This is a genomic window from Acinetobacter sp. Marseille-Q1623 (genome assembly GCF_902809895.1).
GTDB classification, from domain to species: Bacteria; Pseudomonadota; Gammaproteobacteria; order Pseudomonadales; family Moraxellaceae; genus Acinetobacter; species Acinetobacter piscicola_A.
The window spans coordinates 655,396-676,318 of sequence record NZ_CADDWG010000001.1; the positions used below are offsets into that span (position 1 = coordinate 655,396).

Annotated in this window: 18 protein-coding genes; 13 read left to right on the forward strand and 5 right to left on the reverse strand. The window is 37.4% G+C overall.

Annotated features, from left to right (window positions below; translation table 11 throughout):
- Window positions 1-275 precede the first annotated feature (275 nt).
- A complete protein-coding gene (locus HUV91_RS03050; RefSeq protein ID WP_174492481.1) occupies window positions 276-1,331 on the forward strand; it encodes a DUF6396 domain-containing protein in 1,056 nt (351 codons plus the stop codon).
- Between the two features lie 57 nt (window positions 1,332-1,388).
- On the opposite strand, the gene HUV91_RS03055 is transcribed toward HUV91_RS03050, so the two are convergent.
- The 3 genes from HUV91_RS03055 to HUV91_RS03065 are packed head-to-tail and all read right to left on the reverse strand — an operon-like array spanning window position 1,389 to window position 3,352.
- Window positions 1,389-1,997, reverse strand: coding sequence for an OB-fold-containig protein (locus HUV91_RS03055; RefSeq protein ID WP_174492482.1), 609 nt, complete (start codon window positions 1,995-1,997; stop codon window positions 1,389-1,391).
- A 19-nt stretch (window positions 1,998-2,016) separates the two neighbouring features.
- The gene (locus HUV91_RS03060) at window positions 2,017-2,328 is read right to left on the reverse strand and encodes a Rieske (2Fe-2S) protein (RefSeq protein ID WP_174493580.1); all 312 of its coding nucleotides are present in this window, start codon (window positions 2,326-2,328) and stop codon (window positions 2,017-2,019) included.
- Between the two features lie 19 nt (window positions 2,329-2,347).
- A complete protein-coding gene (locus HUV91_RS03065) occupies window positions 2,348-3,352 on the reverse strand; it encodes an adenosine kinase (protein WP_174492483.1) in 1,005 nt (334 codons plus the stop codon).
- 488 nt (window positions 3,353-3,840) lie between these two features.
- On the opposite strand from HUV91_RS03065, the gene HUV91_RS03070 reads away from it, so the two are divergent.
- From HUV91_RS03070 to HUV91_RS03080, 3 genes are all read left to right on the forward strand, one after another.
- Entirely contained in the window at window positions 3,841-4,605 is a 765-nt protein-coding gene (locus HUV91_RS03070; RefSeq protein ID WP_174492484.1) for a hypothetical protein, read from the forward strand.
- A 331-nt stretch (window positions 4,606-4,936) separates the two neighbouring features.
- Complete coding sequence (locus tag HUV91_RS03075) at window positions 4,937-7,876, forward strand: insulinase family protein (protein ID WP_174492485.1); 2,940 nt, start codon at window positions 4,937-4,939, stop codon at window positions 7,874-7,876.
- A 20-nt stretch (window positions 7,877-7,896) separates the two neighbouring features.
- The gene (locus tag HUV91_RS03080; protein ID WP_174492486.1) at window positions 7,897-9,048 is read left to right on the forward strand and encodes a phospholipase A; all 1,152 of its coding nucleotides are present in this window, start codon (window positions 7,897-7,899) and stop codon (window positions 9,046-9,048) included.
- Between the two features lie 70 nt (window positions 9,049-9,118).
- Here the strand turns inward: HUV91_RS03080 and HUV91_RS03085 are convergent, their stop codons facing one another.
- On the reverse strand, window positions 9,119-10,471 hold the full coding sequence (locus HUV91_RS03085) for a TrkH family potassium uptake protein (RefSeq protein WP_130073313.1): 1,353 nt from the start codon (window positions 10,469-10,471) through the stop codon (window positions 9,119-9,121).
- A gap of 8 nt (window positions 10,472-10,479) precedes the next feature.
- A complete protein-coding gene (locus HUV91_RS03090) occupies window positions 10,480-11,133 on the reverse strand; it encodes a potassium channel family protein (RefSeq protein ID WP_130073314.1) in 654 nt (217 codons plus the stop codon).
- A gap of 321 nt (window positions 11,134-11,454) precedes the next feature.
- Between HUV91_RS03090 and HUV91_RS03095 the strand changes: the two genes are divergently transcribed.
- The 9 genes from HUV91_RS03095 to phnX all read left to right on the forward strand — a co-directional run bounded on the left by HUV91_RS03095 (window position 11,455) and on the right by phnX (window position 20,868).
- Window positions 11,455-11,994 carry a hypothetical protein gene (locus HUV91_RS03095; RefSeq protein WP_130073315.1) on the forward strand — a complete coding sequence of 180 codons (540 nt, stop codon included), beginning with the start codon at window positions 11,455-11,457 and terminating at the stop codon, window positions 11,992-11,994.
- Between the two features lie 104 nt (window positions 11,995-12,098).
- On the forward strand, window positions 12,099-12,599 hold the full coding sequence (locus HUV91_RS03100) for a hypothetical protein (RefSeq protein WP_174492487.1): 501 nt from the start codon (window positions 12,099-12,101) through the stop codon (window positions 12,597-12,599).
- Window positions 12,600-12,702: 103 nt separating this feature from the next.
- Window positions 12,703-13,440: a UTRA domain-containing protein gene (locus HUV91_RS03105; protein WP_416377004.1), complete on the forward strand. Its 738-nt coding sequence runs from the start codon at window positions 12,703-12,705 to the stop codon at window positions 13,438-13,440.
- 150 nt (window positions 13,441-13,590) lie between these two features.
- Window positions 13,591-14,586: a putative 2-aminoethylphosphonate ABC transporter substrate-binding protein gene (locus HUV91_RS03110; protein WP_416377015.1), complete on the forward strand. Its 996-nt coding sequence runs from the start codon at window positions 13,591-13,593 to the stop codon at window positions 14,584-14,586.
- 44 nt (window positions 14,587-14,630) lie between these two features.
- Window positions 14,631-15,842, forward strand: a complete 1,212-nt coding sequence (locus HUV91_RS03115) for an ABC transporter ATP-binding protein (RefSeq protein WP_174492490.1) — start codon at window positions 14,631-14,633, stop codon at window positions 15,840-15,842.
- Window positions 15,836-17,548: a putative 2-aminoethylphosphonate ABC transporter permease subunit gene (locus tag HUV91_RS03120; protein ID WP_174492491.1), complete on the forward strand. Its 1,713-nt coding sequence runs from the start codon at window positions 15,836-15,838 to the stop codon at window positions 17,546-17,548. The genes HUV91_RS03115 and HUV91_RS03120 overlap by 7 nt, the downstream gene beginning before the upstream one ends.
- Window positions 17,549-17,671: 123 nt before the next feature.
- The gene (locus HUV91_RS03125) at window positions 17,672-18,826 is read left to right on the forward strand and encodes a TIGR03364 family FAD-dependent oxidoreductase (protein WP_174492492.1); all 1,155 of its coding nucleotides are present in this window, start codon (window positions 17,672-17,674) and stop codon (window positions 18,824-18,826) included.
- A 56-nt stretch (window positions 18,827-18,882) separates the two neighbouring features.
- Complete coding sequence (gene phnW, locus HUV91_RS03130; protein WP_174492493.1) at window positions 18,883-19,995, forward strand: 2-aminoethylphosphonate--pyruvate transaminase; 1,113 nt, start codon at window positions 18,883-18,885, stop codon at window positions 19,993-19,995.
- Between the two features lie 57 nt (window positions 19,996-20,052).
- Window positions 20,053-20,868, forward strand: a complete 816-nt coding sequence (gene phnX, locus HUV91_RS03135; RefSeq protein WP_174492494.1) for a phosphonoacetaldehyde hydrolase — start codon at window positions 20,053-20,055, stop codon at window positions 20,866-20,868.
- The last annotated feature ends 55 nt before the right edge of the window (window positions 20,869-20,923 follow it).

Genomic DNA, 20,923 nt, shown 5'->3' on the forward strand with positions numbered 1-20,923 from the left:
AATTAAAAAATAAACTAAAATTAAAGTTGATTAAAATACTTTGAATTAATAATTTAAACCTGACTAAAACACTTGTAATTAATATTTATTAAAGCTAATTAAAATGGTTGGATTAAAAATTAAAACCAACTAATTTACTCTGAATAATCGTAATTAGAATGAATAATGATAATTAATCTTAGAAAAGATATGTTGTTGAGAATTATTTTAAGAAAAGATGAAAATCAGTTATGTTATGCATACGCTATTTAAATTTTTATCAATCGTAAATTAAAATGCAGAAAAAAACTGGAATTGTGATTGTTGTATTGACGATCGTGACATTGCTCGTTTGGCGTTGTAAATACTATATTGATTGTGAATTTCAGCTTTCGAGTGGTACTGGAACATCACAACCTAAATATTGTTCATCTTCAGAAAACTTAGTACAACAACAACTTGAAGTTGAAAGAATACAACAGAAAAAGAATGATCTAATTGAGTTTAATCAAAATTTTAAGCGAAATGAGAAATTTATTTGTCCGCTTGAACCTGCACAAAAACTTCTTTCGGATCATCCTGCACAAGCATTATATGACTATGCAATTTGGCTACAATGGCATACCTCAAAAGAAGAAAAAAATGGATATTGGTCTTTACAAATAGAACGTTATCAACGGATTGCAGCTGCATACGGAATATTTAAACCTCATGGGGTAGTACTGCGTGATACAGATTTGTATTTTCAACAAGAGGGACTTCAGTTTGTAAAAGCTTCGGCATGGATGGGCAGTGGTAAAGCACAGTTTAAGTTAGCTGAAAAGATCGCCATGATACAAGACGCGGACTCTAAACAATATCATGATGAATTATATAAGGATTTAATTGATTGTGCTGCAAAAAATCATGTGGCAGAGGCTAATTTTATACAAGGAGAATATTGGGAGGCACAGCAACAGCCTGAACAGGCTATAAAAAGTTATCGTGAAGCGGTTAAATTGGGTCATATAAACGCAGCTCGAAAATTATATTTATTAGTTAATGCTCAGCTTGAGCAGGGCAAGTACACAAGTATGCATCAAGAGCGCGCGAAGCGTTATGAATATATTTTTGATTATCTTGAGTCAAATCGAGAGCTTCCTGTGACCGTGAAAGAACTAGATGAAATCATTCCATTAACATCTGCACAATTACCAACATGGGATGGTAAAATAGCATTTCAGCGTTGGTATGAAAGTCCATCTCCTGCACAGCCTAATCCAGAGTTAGTGGAAGAATTAGCTAAATCAAAAGGATTGAACCCTCGAACAGGTTTGCCAGAGACAGGATTTAAATTTTTTTGGGAAAATTAAAATTTAATTTAAGATTTTTTAGATAAATAGGCACTGATGCGCTGTGTTGATTGAAAATTATTCTAAGCTAAATAAATCATTAGAGACTGAGATTTTTTTGGCAATGTAATGTGATTTACGAAAACGAATTAAAATAATTTGCGACTGAAACTCTAATTCACCAAACTCAGGTTCAACTTGTACATAGTGTAGTTGACCAAATTCGTCACGGACACGGGCTTGTGCTGAAAAACCGGGGCGGGCATTACCACTCGATACCGTTGCCAAACGTCCTAATAAATTTACTGTTGTTGGACTAAATTTGGGCTTGATCACCTGATCTAAACAGTGAATCATAAATACCGTAAAGAAAATAGCGATGACTGAAGCGGGTAAAATGACATAGTACCAAGGGAAAAACTGTTGCTGACTGGCAAAAATACACAGTTGTAAAAAATAGCCTGCAAAGCTGAAATTAATCAATAAAAATACAAAAATCAGAACTTTAGCAAACTTTACCTGTAGTAGTGGGGCACGGGACAGCCAATGTGGCAAAATACGTTTCAGAAAAGTGCTGGGTCTTAAGCCCACATAATAACCAATCGTTTCCGCCATGCTTAGCAAAATTAAAGCGAGTACACTTAAATGAAAAGGCATTAAGTCATATTCTAAAAAAAATGCAAACATGGCGGTCCCTGCGAATCAATTATTCTTCTACAATGTAAATGCCACCATCAGAATGTACTTTGATATTCACTTTTTCAAGCGTATCGCCCAAACAAGGGCCAGAAATACATTCGCCTGTTTCAACATTAAATAAAGCACCGTGAGTTGAACATTGGATATATTCACCATCTTGGTCTAAAAACTGATTTTCTAAAAATTCAAGTTCAGTTTGTAGGTGAGGGCAAACATTTTGATAGGCATAGAATGCACCATCACGCTGAGTAATGAAAATCGTATCACCTGTCATGGTGTCAAATGCACGTGCTTCACGTTCTGGAATTTCTTCCATCATGGCAATTTTTTCAGACATTTTATGCACATTCCTTTTTAAAGCTTGCAAGCAAGTTTGCATAATCTGCAACTGCTAAACGAGGACCAAACTGAGAAACCACTTCACTTGAGATTAAAATTGCCAATTGTGCAGCTGTTTGTAAAGATTCACCCGCATTCAGTGCATATAAGAATGCACCTGCGAAAGCATCACCTGCACCGTTCGCATCTATTGCCACCACTTTACGTCCTTGAATATGGAAATGTTGTTCTTGATTAGCAACAAGCGCACCTTTTTCACTGAGTGTAATGACAACGTCATGGCTAAGTAATTTCAATTTTGCCAAGGCTGCTTCAACTGAATCAGTTTCGGTATACATCATGGCTTCTTGTTCATTACAGAAAATGAGGTCGACACCATCATCAATTAATTCGTCTAAGCCTGTACGTGCATATTGCACCATTGCAGGGTCAGATAATGTGAGTGCGATTTTAACACCATTTTCACGCGCAATTTGTCGAGCAATTTTGACTGCTGCACGTGCAGAGTCACTTGTTGATAAATAACCTTCAATATACAGCCATTTTGCTGTTTTTAAGGGTTCAAAATCCATTTGTACATCTGACAATTCAGCTGTAATACCCAAATACGTATGCATGGTGCGTTCAGAGTCTTCGCTCACTAAAACCATACAGGTTCCTGTTATGCCTTCGCTGATAGACTTTTCTGAGGTTTGAATACCTGCTTCATTTAAACCATTTAAATAAATTGCACCGAGTTCATCATTTCCTACACGGCATGCATAAAATGCAGAAGCACCTAAGGCACTAAATGCCACAGTCGTATTGGCAGCAGAACCACCTGAAGCTTGGCCTTTATAAACTTGACTGGCTTTTAAATTATTATAAAGTTGAGTTTGGGTTTCACCATCGGTGAGTTGCATGGTGCCTTTTTGCAAATTTTGTTCAGCTAAAAATGTATCAGATACTGTAAATTCTTGGTCAATGAGTGCATTACCAATTGCAAAAAGATCAACTGTAGCCATGTTATTCATCACATCTAGGGTTTTAAAAAGCTAAAGTTTACACGAATGCTCAGTTTTACCATAGTTTGTTGAAGAAAATTCAGCTCAATCAGCATTGTTCAGATGGTTTATTCATTTGTGAAGTAAGCAGTTAAATCTAAAAACTTAAATTTTGCATTTAAACTACAACTCAAAAAATAAATCAAAGTTCACAATTAAAGCCAATGCGTATTTTACCAACACAATGGTTTGAGCATGAAATCATGCAATTAGATGTTGCTGTAAATCGTGATCAAGTGCAAATGATCGATATTTTATGTGTAGAAAATTGACAACAAGCATGATACGGCTCAGGGAGAGGGGGGGGATTGAGGGCGATTTTTAATGGATAAAGTCTTGATGAGTGTATTAGGTTAAAAATAAAAAAATATTTGTACTTTGAAAATCTTAAGCTCAGATTAAGTTGTTCAGCGAATGATTAGACTTTCTTCGATATTTAGCATACTGTCATGGAAAATCTCAAATCCGAACTTATTTCAAAAGTTCCTCAAGTTACTTTGCTGTTTTGGATCACTAAAATATTTGCCACAACATTTGGTGAAACAGCAGGTGATGCTGTGTCGATGTCCATGAATTTGGGCTACTTGGTCAGTACTTTTATTTTTGCATTTATTTTCATTGCTTTTGTATTTTTTCAAGTCAAGGCTAAAACTTATCAGCCATATTTGTATTGGTTTACCATTATTGCCAGTACGACAGTGGGGACGACTTTAGCGGACTTTGTTGACCGTTCATTGGACATTGGTTATTTGGGAGGAAGTACATTATTACTAAGTTTGGTGCTAATTTCATTATATAGTTGGTACAAAGTTGAAGGGACAATTTCTCCGCATTTGATTGATCATCCTCGTACAGAATTGTTTTATTGGTTGACCATTACCTTTTCACAGACTTTAGGTACAGCCTTGGGTGATTGGTCATCAGATACAGCAGGATTAGGATATACAGGTGGTATTTTCCTATACGTGGCTTTATTGGCCGTGATCGTGGCTTTATATTTTTGCACGAAAGTCTCTCGAACTTTATTGTTTTGGGCAGCCTTTGTACTTACACGTCCTTTAGGTGCAGTTGTTGGCGATTTCTTAGATAAACCTTTAGATCATGGTGGTTTGGACTTAAGTCGTTTCGCTGCATCTGCGGTGTTGTTAGTTGCGATTTTAGTTTGTATTTTCTTATCAAAAAAATTCAATCAGGCTCAAATACAGCAATCCTAATCTGATTTTTAAAAGTACATAATGACGTTTATTTAGCCTAAGTAATTAGGCTTTACGTTTGTGGTTTAAAACATTTATATGAGGTATTTGTATATTCGGTTCAATTTAAAGCCATAAGACTTTGTAAATGTGCTGATCTGACCTGTTAGTTTGCTAAAAGCAGTCATTTTAAAAGTGTGATCAATAACCTGAAAAATAATTACATTTACAATTCCGAGCATAGAACTAGGGATTTTTGTAATGGCATCATCTTTAATAGATGAATTAGATTGAATTCTGAATGTATAATGCCATATTAAATGTAATATTTTTTTAAATTTTAGGAGATCACATGACTGTAGATGTCACTGAAACCTTAGCCCAACCTGTTCATCCTGCGTTTCAGTTGGTACGTCAACACCATGTTGAAGCTTTAGATATTTTAGTTTCAGAATATAAGCATAAAGTGACAGGTGCGGTACATTTTCATCTGGCAACTGAACATGATGAGAATGTATTCTTAGTTGCCTTCCGTACACAGCCAATGGACTCTAAAGGCGAAGCGCATATTTTAGAGCATACTGCATTATGTGGGTCTGAAAAATTCCCTGTACGTGATCCATTTTTCTTGATGATTCGCCGTTCACTGAATACGTTCATGAATGCGTTTACCGCAGCGGATTGGACAGCTTATCCATTTGCAACACAAAATAAAAAGGACTTCCAAAACCTTTTAGAAGTGTATATGGATGCAGCATTTGCAGCGAATTTGAATCCATTAGATTTCGCACAGGAAGGCATTCGCATTGAGCTGGAAAATGGCGAACCTGTGTATAAAGGCGTGGTTTTTAATGAAATGAAAGGGGCTATGAGTTCTCCTTCAGATCAGCTTTATCACCAATTGGCTCATCATTTATTTCCCAAAACGACTTATCACTACAACTCAGGCGGTGACCCAAAAGATATTCCTGACCTAACTTATGATGAATTGGTGAGTTTCTATAAATCTCACTATCATCCAAGTAATGCGGTCTTTATGACCTTTGGTAATCAAACTGCTTATGATTTACAAGCGCAATTTGAAACTTTAGCCTTATCAAAATTTGAAAAAGGTGAGACTTTATATTCAAAACCTGAACAACGTTTGACTGCACCGATTGCCGTACAAGAGACTTATGCACTTGATGGTGATGATTTAAAAGATAAAACCTATCATGTTTTGTCTTGGTTATTGCCTGAGGCAAGCAATATCAAAGTGCGTTTAGGTATGCGTTTAGTTGAAGGAGTTTTGCTAGAAAATTCGGCTTCACCACTACGTCATTATTTAGAAACGTGTGGTTATGCACAGTCTACAGGTCCGTTTATGGGGGTGGATGATTCTAATTTTGAAATGACATTCTACTGTGCTGTACAAGGTTCAAACCCTGAACATGCGGAAGAATTTAAAAATGGTGTGTTGAATATTTTACAACAGGCTGCGTCTAAACCTGCCGATCCTGAGATTGTTGAAGCAATTTTACATCAAATCGAATTGCATCAACGTGAAATCAATGGCGATGGTACACCGTATGGTTTGTCTTTGATTTTAAATGGTTTAGGCAGTGCGATTCACCATAATGACCCCGTGCATGTTTGGGATGTCGATACCGCCATTGCTGAAGTAAAAGAAGAACTTAAAGACCCAATGTGGTTGTCAAACTTGATTCAAACTTATCTTTTGGACAACCCACATCGTGTACAACTGACTTTAGTGCCTGATGCACATAAATCAGCACAAGAAGCAGCAGATGAAAAGGCACGTTTAGCGAAAATCGGTGCAGCATTAACAGAAGCTGAAAAAGCAGAAATTATTGCACAAACTGAAGCGTTAAAAATCCGTCAAGAAACACCTGATGATTTAAATTTATTGCCAAAAGTCGGGTTAGAAGATATTCCTGCAGACTTGACCATCGTACAAGGTCAATTGCGTGAAATCATTTCAAATCAGGTGGATACACCTTTAAATCTGTACCATGCAGGAACTAATGGTATTTACTATCAACAAGTGTTGATTCAAATTCCTGATCAAATTGTGAAGTCACCATATTTTAATTTACTGTCGATTTTGATGGGTGAAGTGGGTGCAGGCCAATATGATTATCTTGAGTTACAACAACTGCAAACAGCAGTTAGTGGCGGCTTAGGTATGGGGGCATCTTTACGTTCAAAAACTGATGATAAAGGCAAAATTACGGCTTGGTTGACATTAACCACTAAGTCTTTATCCGACAAACTTGATGCAATTGGCTTATTAAAGTTGGCATTTGAGCAATTACGTTTCGATGAAAAAGACCGTATTTTAGAGCTATTGCAGCAACGTAAAACCCGTTGGGCATCTCGTTTGTCAGGTTCAGGTCATAGTTATGCGATGCAAATTGCCTCTCGTAACAGCAGTGCTTTGGCACAGCGTGATTACCAAAATACAGGTTTAGGGGCATTAAATTGGTTAGCTGAACTTGTGACTAAAATCGAAAATGATGCAGCTGAGTTTGATGCTTTAATTGATGAGTTAAAAGCAATTCATCGCGGTTTAATGTTGGCGCCAAAACAATTTTTGTTGGTGTGTGAAGAACATCATTCTGAACGTTTACTTGAAGAAATTCAAAATGTTTGGGATAAATTAGATGTAGATCAGACCCCTGTTTTATTGACAGAAGTTGAGCGTTCATCCAGTGATGCAGATGAAGCTTGGCTGATTCAAGCCAATGTACAATTCTGCGCCTCGGCTTATCAAGCAGTAGAAGTGTCACATCCTGATGCTGCGCCACTCATGATTTTGGCAGCATACTTACGCAATGGTTTCTTGCATAGTGCGATTCGTGAGAAAGGCGGTGCCTATGGTGGTGGAGCAAGCTATGATGGCAATGCCTGTGCATTCCGTTTCTATAGCTATCGTGACCCTCGCTTAGCAGAAACATTTGCCGACTTTGAAGCAAGTTTAAACTGGTTGATGAATGAAGAACAAAAACCACATCAGCTGGAAGAGGCCATTTTAGGTTTAGTTTCAAGTATGGATAAACCAGGTTCACCTGCGGGTGAAGCAATTACGGCTTGTTATGCGTTATTGCATGGACGTACACCTGCATTTAGACGTCAAATGCGTGAACGTTTACTGAAAGTGAGCTTGGAAGATTTAAAACGTGTTGCACAAACTTACTTAATCGGTCAAAAGCCAACAAAAGCAGTGGTTGCACCATTCGCCAAAAAAGAGGCTTTAGAACAGTTAGGTTTTGAAATCAAAAAAGTCAATTAAAACCCTTTTTGGAGAAGACTATGTCGTTCAAAAATTTTGAACGCACACCATTGAATCTGAGCATCTTAATGATGCTCAGTTTTGGTTGGGTGACAGCGACACATGCTGAGGATACAGCATCTGTTAATCCTGCAAGCACACAAGCCTGTGTGGCTTTAGAATCAAATGCAGATCGTTTGGCATGTTATGATGCACTTTTTAAAGTGGGGACATCTGAGCCAGTTCCTGTCATTGTTTCGGAACAACGCGCTGCAAAAGAATTAGAAGCGCCAAAAGCTGAGCCACAAGGCATCAAAGCTAAAATTGAAGATAAAGTAGAAAGTTTATTCTCAGTACATGGGGCAAAGATTGATCCGAATACCTCACTTTTAGATAAGCGTTGGGAACTTTCGCCAGACAGTAAACTCGGAACATGGAATATTCGTGCACACCAACCTGTGTATTTATTACCTGCTTATTGGACAAGTAATAAAAATGAATTTCCACACAGTCCAAATCCACAGAATACCGTGCAAGAAGCACAAGATTTAAAATCAACCGAAGCGAAATTCCAAATCTCGTTAAAAACCAAAGCGGTTGAAAATATAATCGGTGATAATGGTGATTTATGGGTAGGCTATACTCAGTCATCACGTTGGCAAGTCTATAATGAAGATGAGTCGCGTCCATTTCGTGAAACCAATTATGAGCCTGAAGCGAGCTTAATTTTTAGAACCAATTATGAAGTGTTGGGACTCAATGGACGTTTATTGGGACTGACATTAAATCACCAATCTAACGGACGCTCAGATCCATTGTCGCGTAGTTGGAACCGAGTGATCATGAATCTTGGTTTTGAAAAAGATAACTTTGCTTTGATGATTCGTCCTTGGTATCGTTTAGATGAAGATGCCAAAGATGATAATAATGCTGATATTGAAGACTATGTTGGACGTGGTGATGTCACTGCATTTTATCGCTGGAAAGACAATGAGTTTTCTTTGATGTTGCGTCATTCGCTCAAAGGTGGTGATGATTCACATGGTGCAGCACAGTTTGATTGGGCATTTCCAATTAAAGGCAAATTACGTGGACATTTCCAACTGTTTGATGGTTATGGTGAAAGCTTGATTGATTATAATCATCGTGCAACTTATGTTGGTTTAGGTGTTTCATTGATGAATGCGTATTAAAAGATACAGCATAAAGAAAACCGCTCAAAATTGAGCGGTTTTTTATTGATTAAGAACAAAAGTTGATATTTTAACCCACCTGAATTTCAGCATTAGGATGGCTAACACGGCTTTTATTGGGTGTTGCAATTAAATATGCCAAGGTTAAAGGCCCTAATCGCCCTGCAAACATCAGTAGCATTAATGTAATTAAACTACCTGCATGTAAGTCTTCTGTGATACCACGAGATAAACCGACAGTACATGCCGCAGATACGGCTTCAAATAATAAATCTAAGAACTTTTTATTCGGTTCAAGCAGCAAAAGGGTAAAGAAACCGATCAGAATCAATAAGGAATTGATGGCAATTACGGCAAGTGCTTTAAATGTCGCTTGATGTGAAATGGAATGTCCAAACACCCTAATTTCATCTGAACGCTTTAAGAAAGTCACCACGCTTAAAATCATAATAATAAATGTACCTACCTTGATACCACCTGCGGTACTTAAAGAGCCTCCACCAATAAACATGAGTACCATGGTCACTAAGGTGGATGCATTACTCATGTTGCCAACTTCGAGACTGTTAAAGCCTGAAGAACGAGGTACAGTTGCGTGGAACCATGCATTTAAGGCTTGATCTCCTATCGACATAGGGGCAAGCGTTAGAGGGTTGGATGCTTCAATTAACCAAATCGTTACAAAAGCAAATAAGTTTAATCCTGCAATGGTGGAGAGCACTAGCTTACTGTTAGCAGAGAGTTTTTTCCATTTTTGAGCACGCCGAATATCCATTAATACGACAAAACCAATCCCACCAATCATATACAACATACTAATGGTGAACGTGACCATATATTGATCAGAGAAACTCATTAAACTATTGGGAAATAAGGAAAATCCACCATTATTAAAGGCGGAAATACTATAAAACAGGGCGTAGAAAAAGGCATGTTCAATATCGTAGTGATTTGACCATGCAATGGTTAAAATAATCGTTCCAATGGCTTCAAAAAACAAAGAATAAATCAGTACGCCTTTGATGGTCGTTGTGGCTTTAGATAGGCTGGTTTGCCCAATGATTTCTTGTGCCATCACTTGTTGTTTAAGACCAACACGTGAGGACAAACTGAGTGCAGCCAAAATAGCAAAGGTCATAAAGCCTAAACCACCACATTGGATCAGCAACATAACCACCACTTTGCCAAAAGTCGTGAAGGACTCACCAATATTGACCACTGACAAACCTGTAATCGTGACGGCTGACGTTGCAGTAAATAAGGCATTAATCCAAGAAAGTTCCCCGTGATGCGCAAAAGGAAGCTTCAGCAACAAAGTACCAATGATAATGAAACTTAAAAAACCTAAGGCTAATAAACTCGGCGGACTGAGATTAATGCGATTATGCTTTTTATTGATCAATTCTTTTTTAGATAAACGCATAATTCATTCTATAAGAAGCGATTAGAAAGTTGTCGTAATTGTTCCACAGGACCTTCAACAATCAAAATATCTTTTTCTTGTAAAATGGTACCTGGTGCAATCTGATAGAGTACATGCGAGCCACGTTGCAATAACAAGGTATGAATTTCATTATTGCTATCATCCATTAATGTTTGGAATTGTGCACCTTGTAAATTGGATGCAATTTCAATTTTGACAATATAACGCTCATTATTAAGTGCCATATAACGGCGTACCATCGGATAACTTAATGACTGTGCAACACGGATTCCCATGTCTTCTTCAGGATGAATAATTTGATCTACACCCAAATGCGATAAAATCATGTGGTGTGCTTTGGATTTGGCTTTGACCAAGATTTGGTGAATGCCTAAATTTTTTAAATGAAGAACACATAAAATACTGGCTTCAATATCATCACCAATGGCAACGACAACAGCATCACAATTTTGAATATTGAGTTCTTCGAGGACATGTTCATCGGTCGCATCAGCAATCACGGCGTGACTGATTTGATCTGCGATATTTTCGACATTCTTTTTCAGGGTATCAATCCCAATCACATCGTGATTTAAGTGGGTCAATTCTAGCGCTACTGTGCCGCCAAAACTCCCTAAACCAATGACTGCAAATAGTGCCATAATGAATTTATCCTTACGCTTGTAGATCAATCAATTTGCATACTTAAAAGTGTTGATCTGGTATTTTCTCGGGCTATTTTATCGTTAAAGCGAGATTGAGCCAATGAACTCAGGATTTAAACTTTAAAAAACAGTAATTTAATTGTTTTTTAAATAAAAAAGATGATTAAATTCAATATTATATTTTTATTTGTATTTTTTAAATAGCATTCATGTGGCTACAGAAAAACAACGCTTTGCGGCTTAAAATCGACATCATGTCATCAGAGTTAAATGCATTTGTCATAAAATTCAAGCACGAAAAAGACTAGAGTTTTTGCCATGGATGATAAAAAAATTTATAAAATTCTGCAACATTGGTTTCCATTACTTAAAAATGCTGAGATTCCCAAGAAAAAATATCGGAAAAATTTTTCTGATTTTCTACAATGGATCAAAGAGGAAAATTTTGCCACGCTATTGTATATGATGAAAATGCAGCCTGATTGTTTGTTTGAAAATGAAATGGAACAATCTGCTGTTTTACAAGATTTTCAGATCGATTTAACTGTATTAAAAGACAACATTGCAGCCAAAGCAGATCCAATTTTAGCGTATTTTGAACAGCATAAAGCGGTGATTGGGCGCTATTATGATGTAAATGAACAAATTTTAGATATTGTGTTAGAGGAAGTTCTCACGGTCGCAGAACAGATTGATTACCAACTTTTATTGGTGTATGCCGAAGCTTATTATTGGTTATTGGTACCGAATGATGAAGCTAAAATAGAAAAATTTTGTAAGTCATTCAATCAGCAATTTAAAGATCACAATATTCTGATTGAACATTACGAGCGTTATGTCTGTAGCCGTTCAACCTAATATAAACTGTATTAAAATGAGTATTTTACAAAAAATAATGGTATTTAAGAAATAATTTTGTTTAATTCATCTTTCATTTTTATAACAAACTGAAGCTTAAAAATATGACTCAAAATATTTATGAAATTTTTCAAGAGGTTTTTCCTGAATTAAAACAGCAAGATTTACCCGATGATCTAACTGAATTTACTACGTTTAGAGATTGGCTCAATCAAGATCATTCGTTTATTCAATATGTTGAAATCAAAGAATATGAGGACAATGGTATTAATGAAAGTACTGTATTTCAACAAAAACAAGTGGATGCAGAAGCTTTAAATCAAGCGATTGAAAATGAGATTGATATCTTTTTTGAGTCATTTGAATATGAAGACGAAGATGAAGATGCAGGTGATATTGAAGTACAGCAACAAAAAGTTGAAGCAATCTTATTTGATCAAATCAAGCTTTTTGCTGAGCAAAAACAATTGTCATTATTGGTTATTTTTCGAGAAAATCCGCATTGGTTGGTGGTGCCAACGCAAGATGAATTGCAACTACAACGGATTGTAGATGTATTTAATCAAAGTTTTAAACGTGATGATCTCACGATGGGGATGTATTAATTTTTATATTCACTATAGCCTTAAAATCTAAAATAAATATTTTGAGAATTTCATCGCTTGGACATGATATTTGAGTATATTAGAAGAAATTTTCAAAAAATAAATGTTTATGTCTGTTCGTGAAAACACTGCTGCACGTATTCCTAAGTACATTGCCATTCGAGATGCGATTGCCCATGAAATTGAGTCTGGGCAATTAACTGCTAATACTAAACTCACTTCTGAACGTGTGCTTTCTGAACAGTTTGTAACGACACGTGTTGCAGTTCGGGAAGCACTTTTAGCCTTAGAAATGGATGGTTTAATTTATCGTTTAGACCGCCGTGGTTGGTTTGTACGTGCACCACGAATTATTTATCGTCCACAATCAACTAAAAGTTTTAACCAATATGTGACAGAGCAAGGCGGCATACCGAGCACTGAATTGATTTCAGCAGAGTTACTATCAGCAACACAGTGGGATGCAACTCATTTAAATATCGCAGTTGGTGATGAGATCTATTCCATTTGGCGTCGACGTAGTATTAATGGTCGTCCTGTTGTTGTTGAGCATTTGCGTATAAATGCGCGTTTATTTCCTGATTTTTTAACACAATCATTAGAAGATTCAATCACCATCTTGATGGCTGAACATTATCAGCGTCAATTAACACGTGCGCATATTAACCTATATCCAACCGCATTTTCAGAGCAGCAAGCAAAAGCTTTGCATGTCAATGTCGGCAGTATGGGCTTATATATTTGCCGTACCAATTGTGATCAAAATGGTGTAATTACGGATGTCGATCAAGAATATTGGTTACATGATGTGCTTGATTTGCATTTTGAAGCATCAGAATAATATATAAAATAATTAATCTGGTTTAAACCAGATTAATTAAAATGTCATAAACTTTTGTTGAAATACGTATTATCAAGAAGCAGCATTCGTTAGGAATGTCACATGATTCAGTATTTCAAACAGCATCAAAAAAAGTTTTTTAGCTTAACGATGAGTCTTACAGCAGCGTGTTTGTCGGTTGCTTGTACTACCTCATCAAGCTCAAATGAGGTTGAGCAAATTACCGTTTATACCGCAGTGGAAGCGGATCAGCTTAAGCGTTATCAATGGGAATTACGCAAGGCACATCCCGAATTAAAAGTAAAATGGGTGCGCGATTCTACAGGTGTTATTACGGCTAAATTATTAGCCGAGCAGAAAAATCCGCAAGCTGATGTGGTCATGGGTTTGGCATTGACCAGTTTATTGGTTATGGAAAAAAATGACTTATTACAGCCTTATCGCCCTAAAAATGTCGAACAATTAAAAACAGATTTTTATAGTCAAAAAGAGATTCCAACATGGACAGGAATGACCGCTTGGGAGTCGGCAGTATGTGTTAATACTGTTGAGCTTGCCAAGAAAAAATTACCAATTCCATATACATGGCAAGATTTAACCAAACCGATCTATAAAGGTTTAATCGTCATGCCAAATCCTGCATCAAGTGGGACAGGTTATTTAGATGTAACTGCATGGATGCAAATTTTCGGTGAAAAACAAGCGTGGCACTATATGCAAGCGCTCGATAAAAATATTTCCCAATATGTACATTCAGGCTCTAAGCCTTGCAAAATGGCTGCACAAGGTGAAGCGGTCATCGGAATTTCATTTGGTTATCCAGGCTTTAAGCTGAAATCACGCGGCGCACCTTTAGCAATTATTTATCCTACAGAAGGTTTAGGTTGGGAAATGGAAGCTTCAGCGATTGTGAAAGGGACGAAAAACCGCAGCAGTGCAGAAAAATTTATGGATTGGACAGTGAGCCAAGCCGCAAATGAAGCCTATGCACAAAATTTCTCCATGGTTGCGCATAAAAATGTGCAAAGTCAAAACCAAGATTTCCCTAAAAATCTTGCTCAGCAGTTGGTGAAAAATGATTTTTATTGGGCAGCCGAGCAACGTGAATCCATTCTAAAACAATGGTCAGCACAATTTGAAAAGTAATTGAACCATTGATACAAAATAAGGTCTTCAGTCTTAGGTGCAATATGCAAATCCCATCGCATTTACAAAAGAGTCAAACAGGGCATGTTATGCCAAACACAGCAGGACATCTGCTTGCAACGCTTAGAACATTTAAAATGACAGAATCAAAAACAGTGCTTGAAGCGGTTGATATTCAGAAATCTTTTGGGAAAACCAGAGTTTTAGAACATATTAATTTAGATTTAAAAGCAGGTGAATTTGTTAGTTTTTTAGGACCTTCGGGCTGTGGGAAAACCACATTATTACGCATTATTGCGGGGCTAGAACAGCCTGATTATGGCAAAGTCATTAAGCAAGAGATTGATATTACTCATTTTAATACGGCAAAACGTAAATGTGGCATTGTATTTCAAAATTATGCGTTATTTCCAAACTTAACAGTCGCGGAAAATATTGCATTTGGTTTGCATAAAAAACAATGGTCTAAACCGCAAATTCAGGCACGGATCACTGAACTGCTCGATTTGATTGAGTTGCCAAACATCGCTGAGAAGTATCCCAATCAATTGTCAGGTGGGCAGCAACAGCGTGTTGCTTTAGCACGCGCGATTGCACCAAAACCTGATTTGTTATTGTTGGATGAGCCTTTGTCTGCTTTGGATGCCTTGGTACGTTTAAACTTACGTCAAAAAATTCGAAATATTCAACGGCGGTTGAATCTACCTGCCATTATGGTGACACATGATCAAGAGGAAGCTTTGAGTATTTCTGACCGTGTCGCAGTGATGAATAAAGGTGTGATTGAACAACTGGATACGCCACATAATATTTATTACAAACCACAAACGCGTTTCGTGGCGCAGTTTATTGGCAGTATGAATTTTATGCAGGCAGTAGCAGTAGATGTACATTGTTTAAAAATTGCAGCGCAAGATGTACTGGAGTTTCCACATTTAACATGTGCTCAAGGTGAACATTTTGAAATTGCATTTCGACCTGAAAATATAACGTTATTTACACAGCACGATCTTACTGATTTGCAGCAGCAAGCGACAGGTTTAAAATTGCCCATTCGTATATTAAATATGGAGTTTTTAGGGGCAAAGCGTCGTTTATTTTGTGAGTTAAAAAACCAAAATTTACAAGAAAAAGCGACTGTCATTCAGGTCGATATTGATCATCAGCACATGGCAGCGATCGCAGATGATATGTATTTATATGTGCCTATGCATGCTTTACATGTGTTTGATTCACGAGGGCATGCAAGATGTTAAATCAATCTGCGGCAGATGCTTTGTTAAAAAGTCAAACAGCACAGCGTTCTCGTTATTCCTTGCGTTCAAGTATGGTGCTTGCGGTTGCTGCTATTTTATTGACTTTAAGCTTAATTGCACCGTTATTCATGCTGATGCAAAGTGCATTTTTAAATGAACAACGACAATTTGTAGGCTTAGAAAATTTTATTCAATATTTTGCCAATCCTGCCTTAATGTCATCCATTTATAATTCAATATGGGTGTCCTTGACGGCGATGTTGATCACAGTCAGCTTGGCAAGTGTTTATGCTTTTGCATTGACCAATTGTAATATTCGCGGCAAAGCTTTTTTTAAAACCGTGGCATTTTTACCAATTCTTGCACCCTCTATTTTACCCTCCTTGGCATTGGTGTATTTATTTGGGCAACAAGGTGTTTTGAAAGGTATTTTAGGTGATGTCGAAATTTATGGTCCGCTTGGTATTTTAATCAGCTATTGCTTTTGGTTATTTCCTGCCATGGTCATGTTAATGATGGGCGCATTTCGCAATATTGATCAGCGTTTAATTGAGGCATCGCATTCTTTAGGCAAAAATACGTGGCAAACACATAGGGCGGTGACTTTACCTGCGATCCGTTATGGTTTGGTCAGTGCCTGTTTGGTGGCATTTACTTATGTCATTACCGATTTTGGTATTCCTAAAGTCATTGGTGGCTCATTTAATATGATGGCTTTGGATGTTTATAAACAGATCATTGGTCAACAAAATATGAATATGGGCGCAGTGATTTCAATTTTATTGTTATGTCCTGCGGTGTTGGCATTTATTTTTGATCGTTACCAAAGTCGCCGTCAAGAACGTTATCAAAATTTTCAAATCCAACCTTATCGTATGCACAGTCATCCTACACTTGAAAAAGCTTTAATGGTGTTTTGTAGTTTGATTTCTGGCGGCATTGTGCTGATTATTGTGACCGCAGTTTTGGCATCTTTTATTCGCTATTGGCCATATGATTTGTCTTTAACACTCAGCCATTACCGTTTTGATTATGTTGATGGCGGTGGTTGGGCGAGTTATTTTAATTCGATTAAATTGGCATTGTTAAGCACTGTAGTCGGGACGATTTTAATCTTCATCATTGCTCTGTTTACGGAGCGTTTTAAAAGTCATCCGATGTTAAAAAATTATGTACAAATATTGGTGCTATTGCCTTTGGCTGTACCTGGTTTGGTACTCGGAATTGCCTATATCTTATTTTTTAATACACCTGAAAACCCATTGTCATGGCTATATGGCAGCATGATGTTATTGGTGATTTCAACCATTATTCATTATTACACTGTGCCACATTTGACTTTGAGTAATGCCATTAAACAAATTCCGACACAGCTTGATCATGCTGCACAAAGCTTGGGGACTTCACATTGGAAAATGTTTCATAAAGTGTATTTACCACTGACTTTTCCTGCTTTATGTGATGTATCGGTGTATTTATTTGTCAATGCTATGACCACTGTTTCCGCAGCAATTTTTCTGTACTCGCCTGATACCAACTTGGCTTCAGTGGCGGTGCTGAATATGGATGATGCGGGTGATACCGTGGCAGCGGTTGCGATGAGTATTTTGATTTTACTTACATCATGTGCTGTTAAGTTGGTGCATTGGTTATTCACTCGAAAAATGATGGCGTCAACTCAGCGATGGCGTGAACAAAGCCACTGATCATAGACTGATCATTCAACATTAACTCTTAAATTTTTTAAACCATTTGCAATGAATTAAACGCTTGTTTTTAGGCGCTTGGGATTTTGCGTCCTGAAAAAAGTAAATAAGGTGAAAAGTAGCATGAATACAGCACAATTTGACTTAATTATTGTCGGTGCAGGCATTTTAGGATTATCAGCTGCAATTCAAGCAGCAGAGCAAGGACTAAAAGTACAAGTCTTTGAAAAAGATGCACAACCCGTTGGCGCAACACGGCGTAACTTTGGCATGGTGGGGACATCAACACTGAGCCGCCCAGATGCAAAATGGCGTGAATATGCTTTAGCAACTCGTGAATTTTATCAACGGATTCAGGCACAAACCGATATTTCATTTCAACAACGTGATGGTTTATATGTGGCAAATACGGAACTAGAATGGCAAGTTTTAAACGAGTTTGCACAGGCAGCACCAAATTATCAGATTCCTGTGACCTTATTATCTAAACAGCAACTGTTTGATCAATATCTTTATTTAAATCCTGAAACAACGCTACGTGGTGGCATGCTATTTCATGAGGATTATTCAGTTGAACCACATTTGGTCGGGCTATGTTTATTGCAATATGCAGAAAAGCTTGGGGTACACATTCAGTGCAATGCTTGTGTGCTACAGACCCAATCTTTACAAGGCACAGCACACATTCGTTTGGCAACAGGGCAAACATTCACAGCAAATAAAGTTTTAATCTGTCATGGTGAAGTGACTCAATTACTTTATCCCGATCTATTACAACAAAAAGGGTTATTGCGTTGTACTTTGCAAATGGCGATGACAAAACCCTTAAAAGTCACTTTGAATGCTTCAATTTATTCAGGTTTATCAATCTCTCGTTATCCTGCTTTTGAAATTTGCCCAAGTCATCAAGAGTTAAAAAATCAATCACAAACAGGCTTAGTCGAAAAATACGGTATTCATATTTTGATCAAGCAAAATCAATTTGGACAACTCATTTTGGGCGATAGCCATGAATATTACCCGCTTGATGAAACGCCACAATTTAATCAACGCGAAGAAATTAACCAATTTATTTTGCAATATTGTAAAGAAAATATTGGTTTAGAACTGCCTGAAATTGAGTCACGTTGGAATGGTTATTATCTCACGCATCCTACTGAATTGGCATGTGTGACAGAGGCTGAGCCAAATATTTTCTTGGTGAGTGCGATTGCAGGTAAGGGCATGACCACAGGTGCAGGATTTATGAAAGAAATGTTAGAAAATTATGTTTTGTAATCTGGTTTAAACCAGATTTTATTATGCTGTATTGAATTGAACAAAGGTTAAGCAAAATGAATGCACATATTGAGTTGGAAAATAAATATTTATTATTAACACCAGGACCATTGTCGACATCTGCAAGTGTCCGCCGTGTCATGCAGCGAGATTGGTGTACGTGGGACAAAGAATATAACGCATTGGTGCAAGACATTCGTCACCGTTTGGTGACGTTGGCAACACAACATACTGAAAAATATAGCGCAGTATTGATGCAAGGCAGTGGCAGTTTTTCAGTTGAAGCGGTTTTAGGTTCCGCTATTCCACACAATGGCAAAATTTTAATTATCAATAACGGTGCTTATGGCGCACGTATGGTGCAAATGGCGCGTTGTTTAAAAATTGATGTGGTGGAATTGGCATATACTGAAACACAAATTCCAAATTTAGCAGACATTGAAAAAGCACTCGAAGATGACAGCATCACACATGTGTCGTGTGTGCATTGTGAAACCACGACAGGTTTACTTAACCCGATTCAAGAAATTGGTAAAATTGTCAAAGCGAAAAATAAAGTGTGGATCGTAGATGCGATGAGTTCATTCGGAGGCGTGCCGATGGATATTGCAGATTTAGAGATCGACTTTTTAATTTCCAGTGCCAACAAGTGTATTCAAGGTGTACCAGGATTTGGTTTTATTATTGCAAAAAATGAACAATTACAATCATGTAAAGGCTTGGCGCGTTCAGTCAGTTTAGACTTATATGATCAATGGAACACCATGCAACAGCATGATGGAAAATGGCGCTTTACATCACCTACACATGTGGTACGTGCATTTTATCAAGCACTTTTAGAACTTGAACAAGAAGGTGGTGTGGCTGCACGTTATCAACGTTACACAAATAATCAACAGCGCTTGGCCGCAGGCATGCAGGCATTGGGCTTTGAATTGGTCTTAGATTCAAACCAACCTCAATCACCGATTATCACCACATTTTTATATCCAAATGAAGCAGATTTTAGCTTTCAAGCCTTGTATGAAAATCTGAAACAAGCAGGGTTTGTAATCTATCCAGGTAAAGTCACCGATTTAAACTGTTTCCGTATTGGCAATATTGGTGAGGTTTATCTAGATGATATTGAAAGACTTTTAAATGCAGTTGAGCAATATCGTCAGGCTTAATTTTATTTTTTACTTATTTATTGATCAATTTAAGACATAAACTTTTAGGACAAACTTATGAACACTTCAAATTCATTATTACAAGCCGTTGTTTTTGATTGGGCAGGTACAACGGTAGATTTCGGATCACGCGCACCAATTTTGGCATTTATGGCATTATTTGCAGACAATAAAGTTGAAATTTCAATTGAAGAAGCACGTGCGCCCATGGGTTTAGAAAAACGTGATCATATTGCTGCTGTGTTAAAAATGCCACGTGTTGCAGACGCATGGCAACAGGCACATGGCGCAGAAGTGACAGTGGCGGATATCGACCGCTTATATCAAGACTTTATTCCATACCAATTAAAAACCATTCCACAATGTTCACAATTGATTCCGGGTGCATTGGAAGCATTTGCAGATATTCGTGCACGTGGTGCAAAAATTGGCAGTAACACAGGTTATGCATCGATGATGATTGGTCAGTTAGTTCAAGATGCTGCTGATCAAGGTTATGTACCTGATTGTATTATTACCGCAAGTGATGTAAAGCATGGTCGTCCATATCCTGAAATGCTCTGGAAAAACCTTATTGAACTTGATGTTTCTGATATTAAAACAGTCGTGAAAGTTGATGATACTGTGGTGGGGATTGAAGAAGGTTTGAATGCTGGTTGCTGGACGGTGGGTTTGGCAGTCAGCGGCAATGAAGTCGGCTTAAGTTTTGATGAGTGGTCAGCGCTTTCTGCATCTGAACAAGCAAACTTAAAAGAAAAAGCCTATGCAAAAATGAATGCTTCAGGTGCACATTATGTCATTGATAGTATTGCTGATCTGCCTGCGGTATTAGATGCAATTGAGCAGCGCCTAGCAAATGGTGAAAAGCCTTAATGCAGTTTTTGTATAAAAAATACCAGTCTTGATGGCTGGTATTTTTTGTAAAGAT

What these genes read in the sequence shown, in the direction of transcription:
- HUV91_RS03050 (WP_174492481.1), top strand. Translation starts at nt 276, where the DNA reads ATGCAGAAAAAAACTGGAATTGTGATTGTTGTATTGACGATCGTGACA.
- HUV91_RS03055 (WP_174492482.1), bottom strand. Translation starts at nt 1,997, where the DNA reads ATGTTTGCATTTTTTTTAGAATATGACTTAATGCCTTTTCATTTAAGT.
- HUV91_RS03060 (WP_174493580.1), bottom strand. Translation starts at nt 2,328, where the DNA reads ATGATGGAAGAAATTCCAGAACGTGAAGCACGTGCATTTGACACCATG.
- HUV91_RS03065 (WP_174492483.1), bottom strand. Translation starts at nt 3,352, where the DNA reads ATGGCTACAGTTGATCTTTTTGCAATTGGTAATGCACTCATTGACCAA.
- HUV91_RS03070 (WP_174492484.1), top strand. Translation starts at nt 3,841, where the DNA reads ATGGAAAATCTCAAATCCGAACTTATTTCAAAAGTTCCTCAAGTTACT.
- HUV91_RS03075 (WP_174492485.1), top strand. Translation starts at nt 4,937, where the DNA reads ATGACTGTAGATGTCACTGAAACCTTAGCCCAACCTGTTCATCCTGCG.
- HUV91_RS03080 (WP_174492486.1), top strand. Translation starts at nt 7,897, where the DNA reads ATGTCGTTCAAAAATTTTGAACGCACACCATTGAATCTGAGCATCTTA.
- HUV91_RS03085 (WP_130073313.1), bottom strand. Translation starts at nt 10,471, where the DNA reads ATGCGTTTATCTAAAAAAGAATTGATCAATAAAAAGCATAATCGCATT.
- HUV91_RS03090 (WP_130073314.1), bottom strand. Translation starts at nt 11,133, where the DNA reads ATGGCACTATTTGCAGTCATTGGTTTAGGGAGTTTTGGCGGCACAGTA.
- HUV91_RS03095 (WP_130073315.1), top strand. Translation starts at nt 11,455, where the DNA reads ATGGATGATAAAAAAATTTATAAAATTCTGCAACATTGGTTTCCATTA.
- HUV91_RS03100 (WP_174492487.1), top strand. Translation starts at nt 12,099, where the DNA reads ATGACTCAAAATATTTATGAAATTTTTCAAGAGGTTTTTCCTGAATTA.
- HUV91_RS03105 (WP_416377004.1), top strand. Translation starts at nt 12,703, where the DNA reads ATGTTTATGTCTGTTCGTGAAAACACTGCTGCACGTATTCCTAAGTAC.
- HUV91_RS03110 (WP_416377015.1), top strand. Translation starts at nt 13,591, where the DNA reads ATGAGTCTTACAGCAGCGTGTTTGTCGGTTGCTTGTACTACCTCATCA.
- HUV91_RS03115 (WP_174492490.1), top strand. Translation starts at nt 14,631, where the DNA reads ATGCAAATCCCATCGCATTTACAAAAGAGTCAAACAGGGCATGTTATG.
- HUV91_RS03120 (WP_174492491.1), top strand. Translation starts at nt 15,836, where the DNA reads ATGTTAAATCAATCTGCGGCAGATGCTTTGTTAAAAAGTCAAACAGCA.
- HUV91_RS03125 (WP_174492492.1), top strand. Translation starts at nt 17,672, where the DNA reads ATGAATACAGCACAATTTGACTTAATTATTGTCGGTGCAGGCATTTTA.
- phnW (WP_174492493.1), top strand. Translation starts at nt 18,883, where the DNA reads ATGAATGCACATATTGAGTTGGAAAATAAATATTTATTATTAACACCA.
- phnX (WP_174492494.1), top strand. Translation starts at nt 20,053, where the DNA reads ATGAACACTTCAAATTCATTATTACAAGCCGTTGTTTTTGATTGGGCA.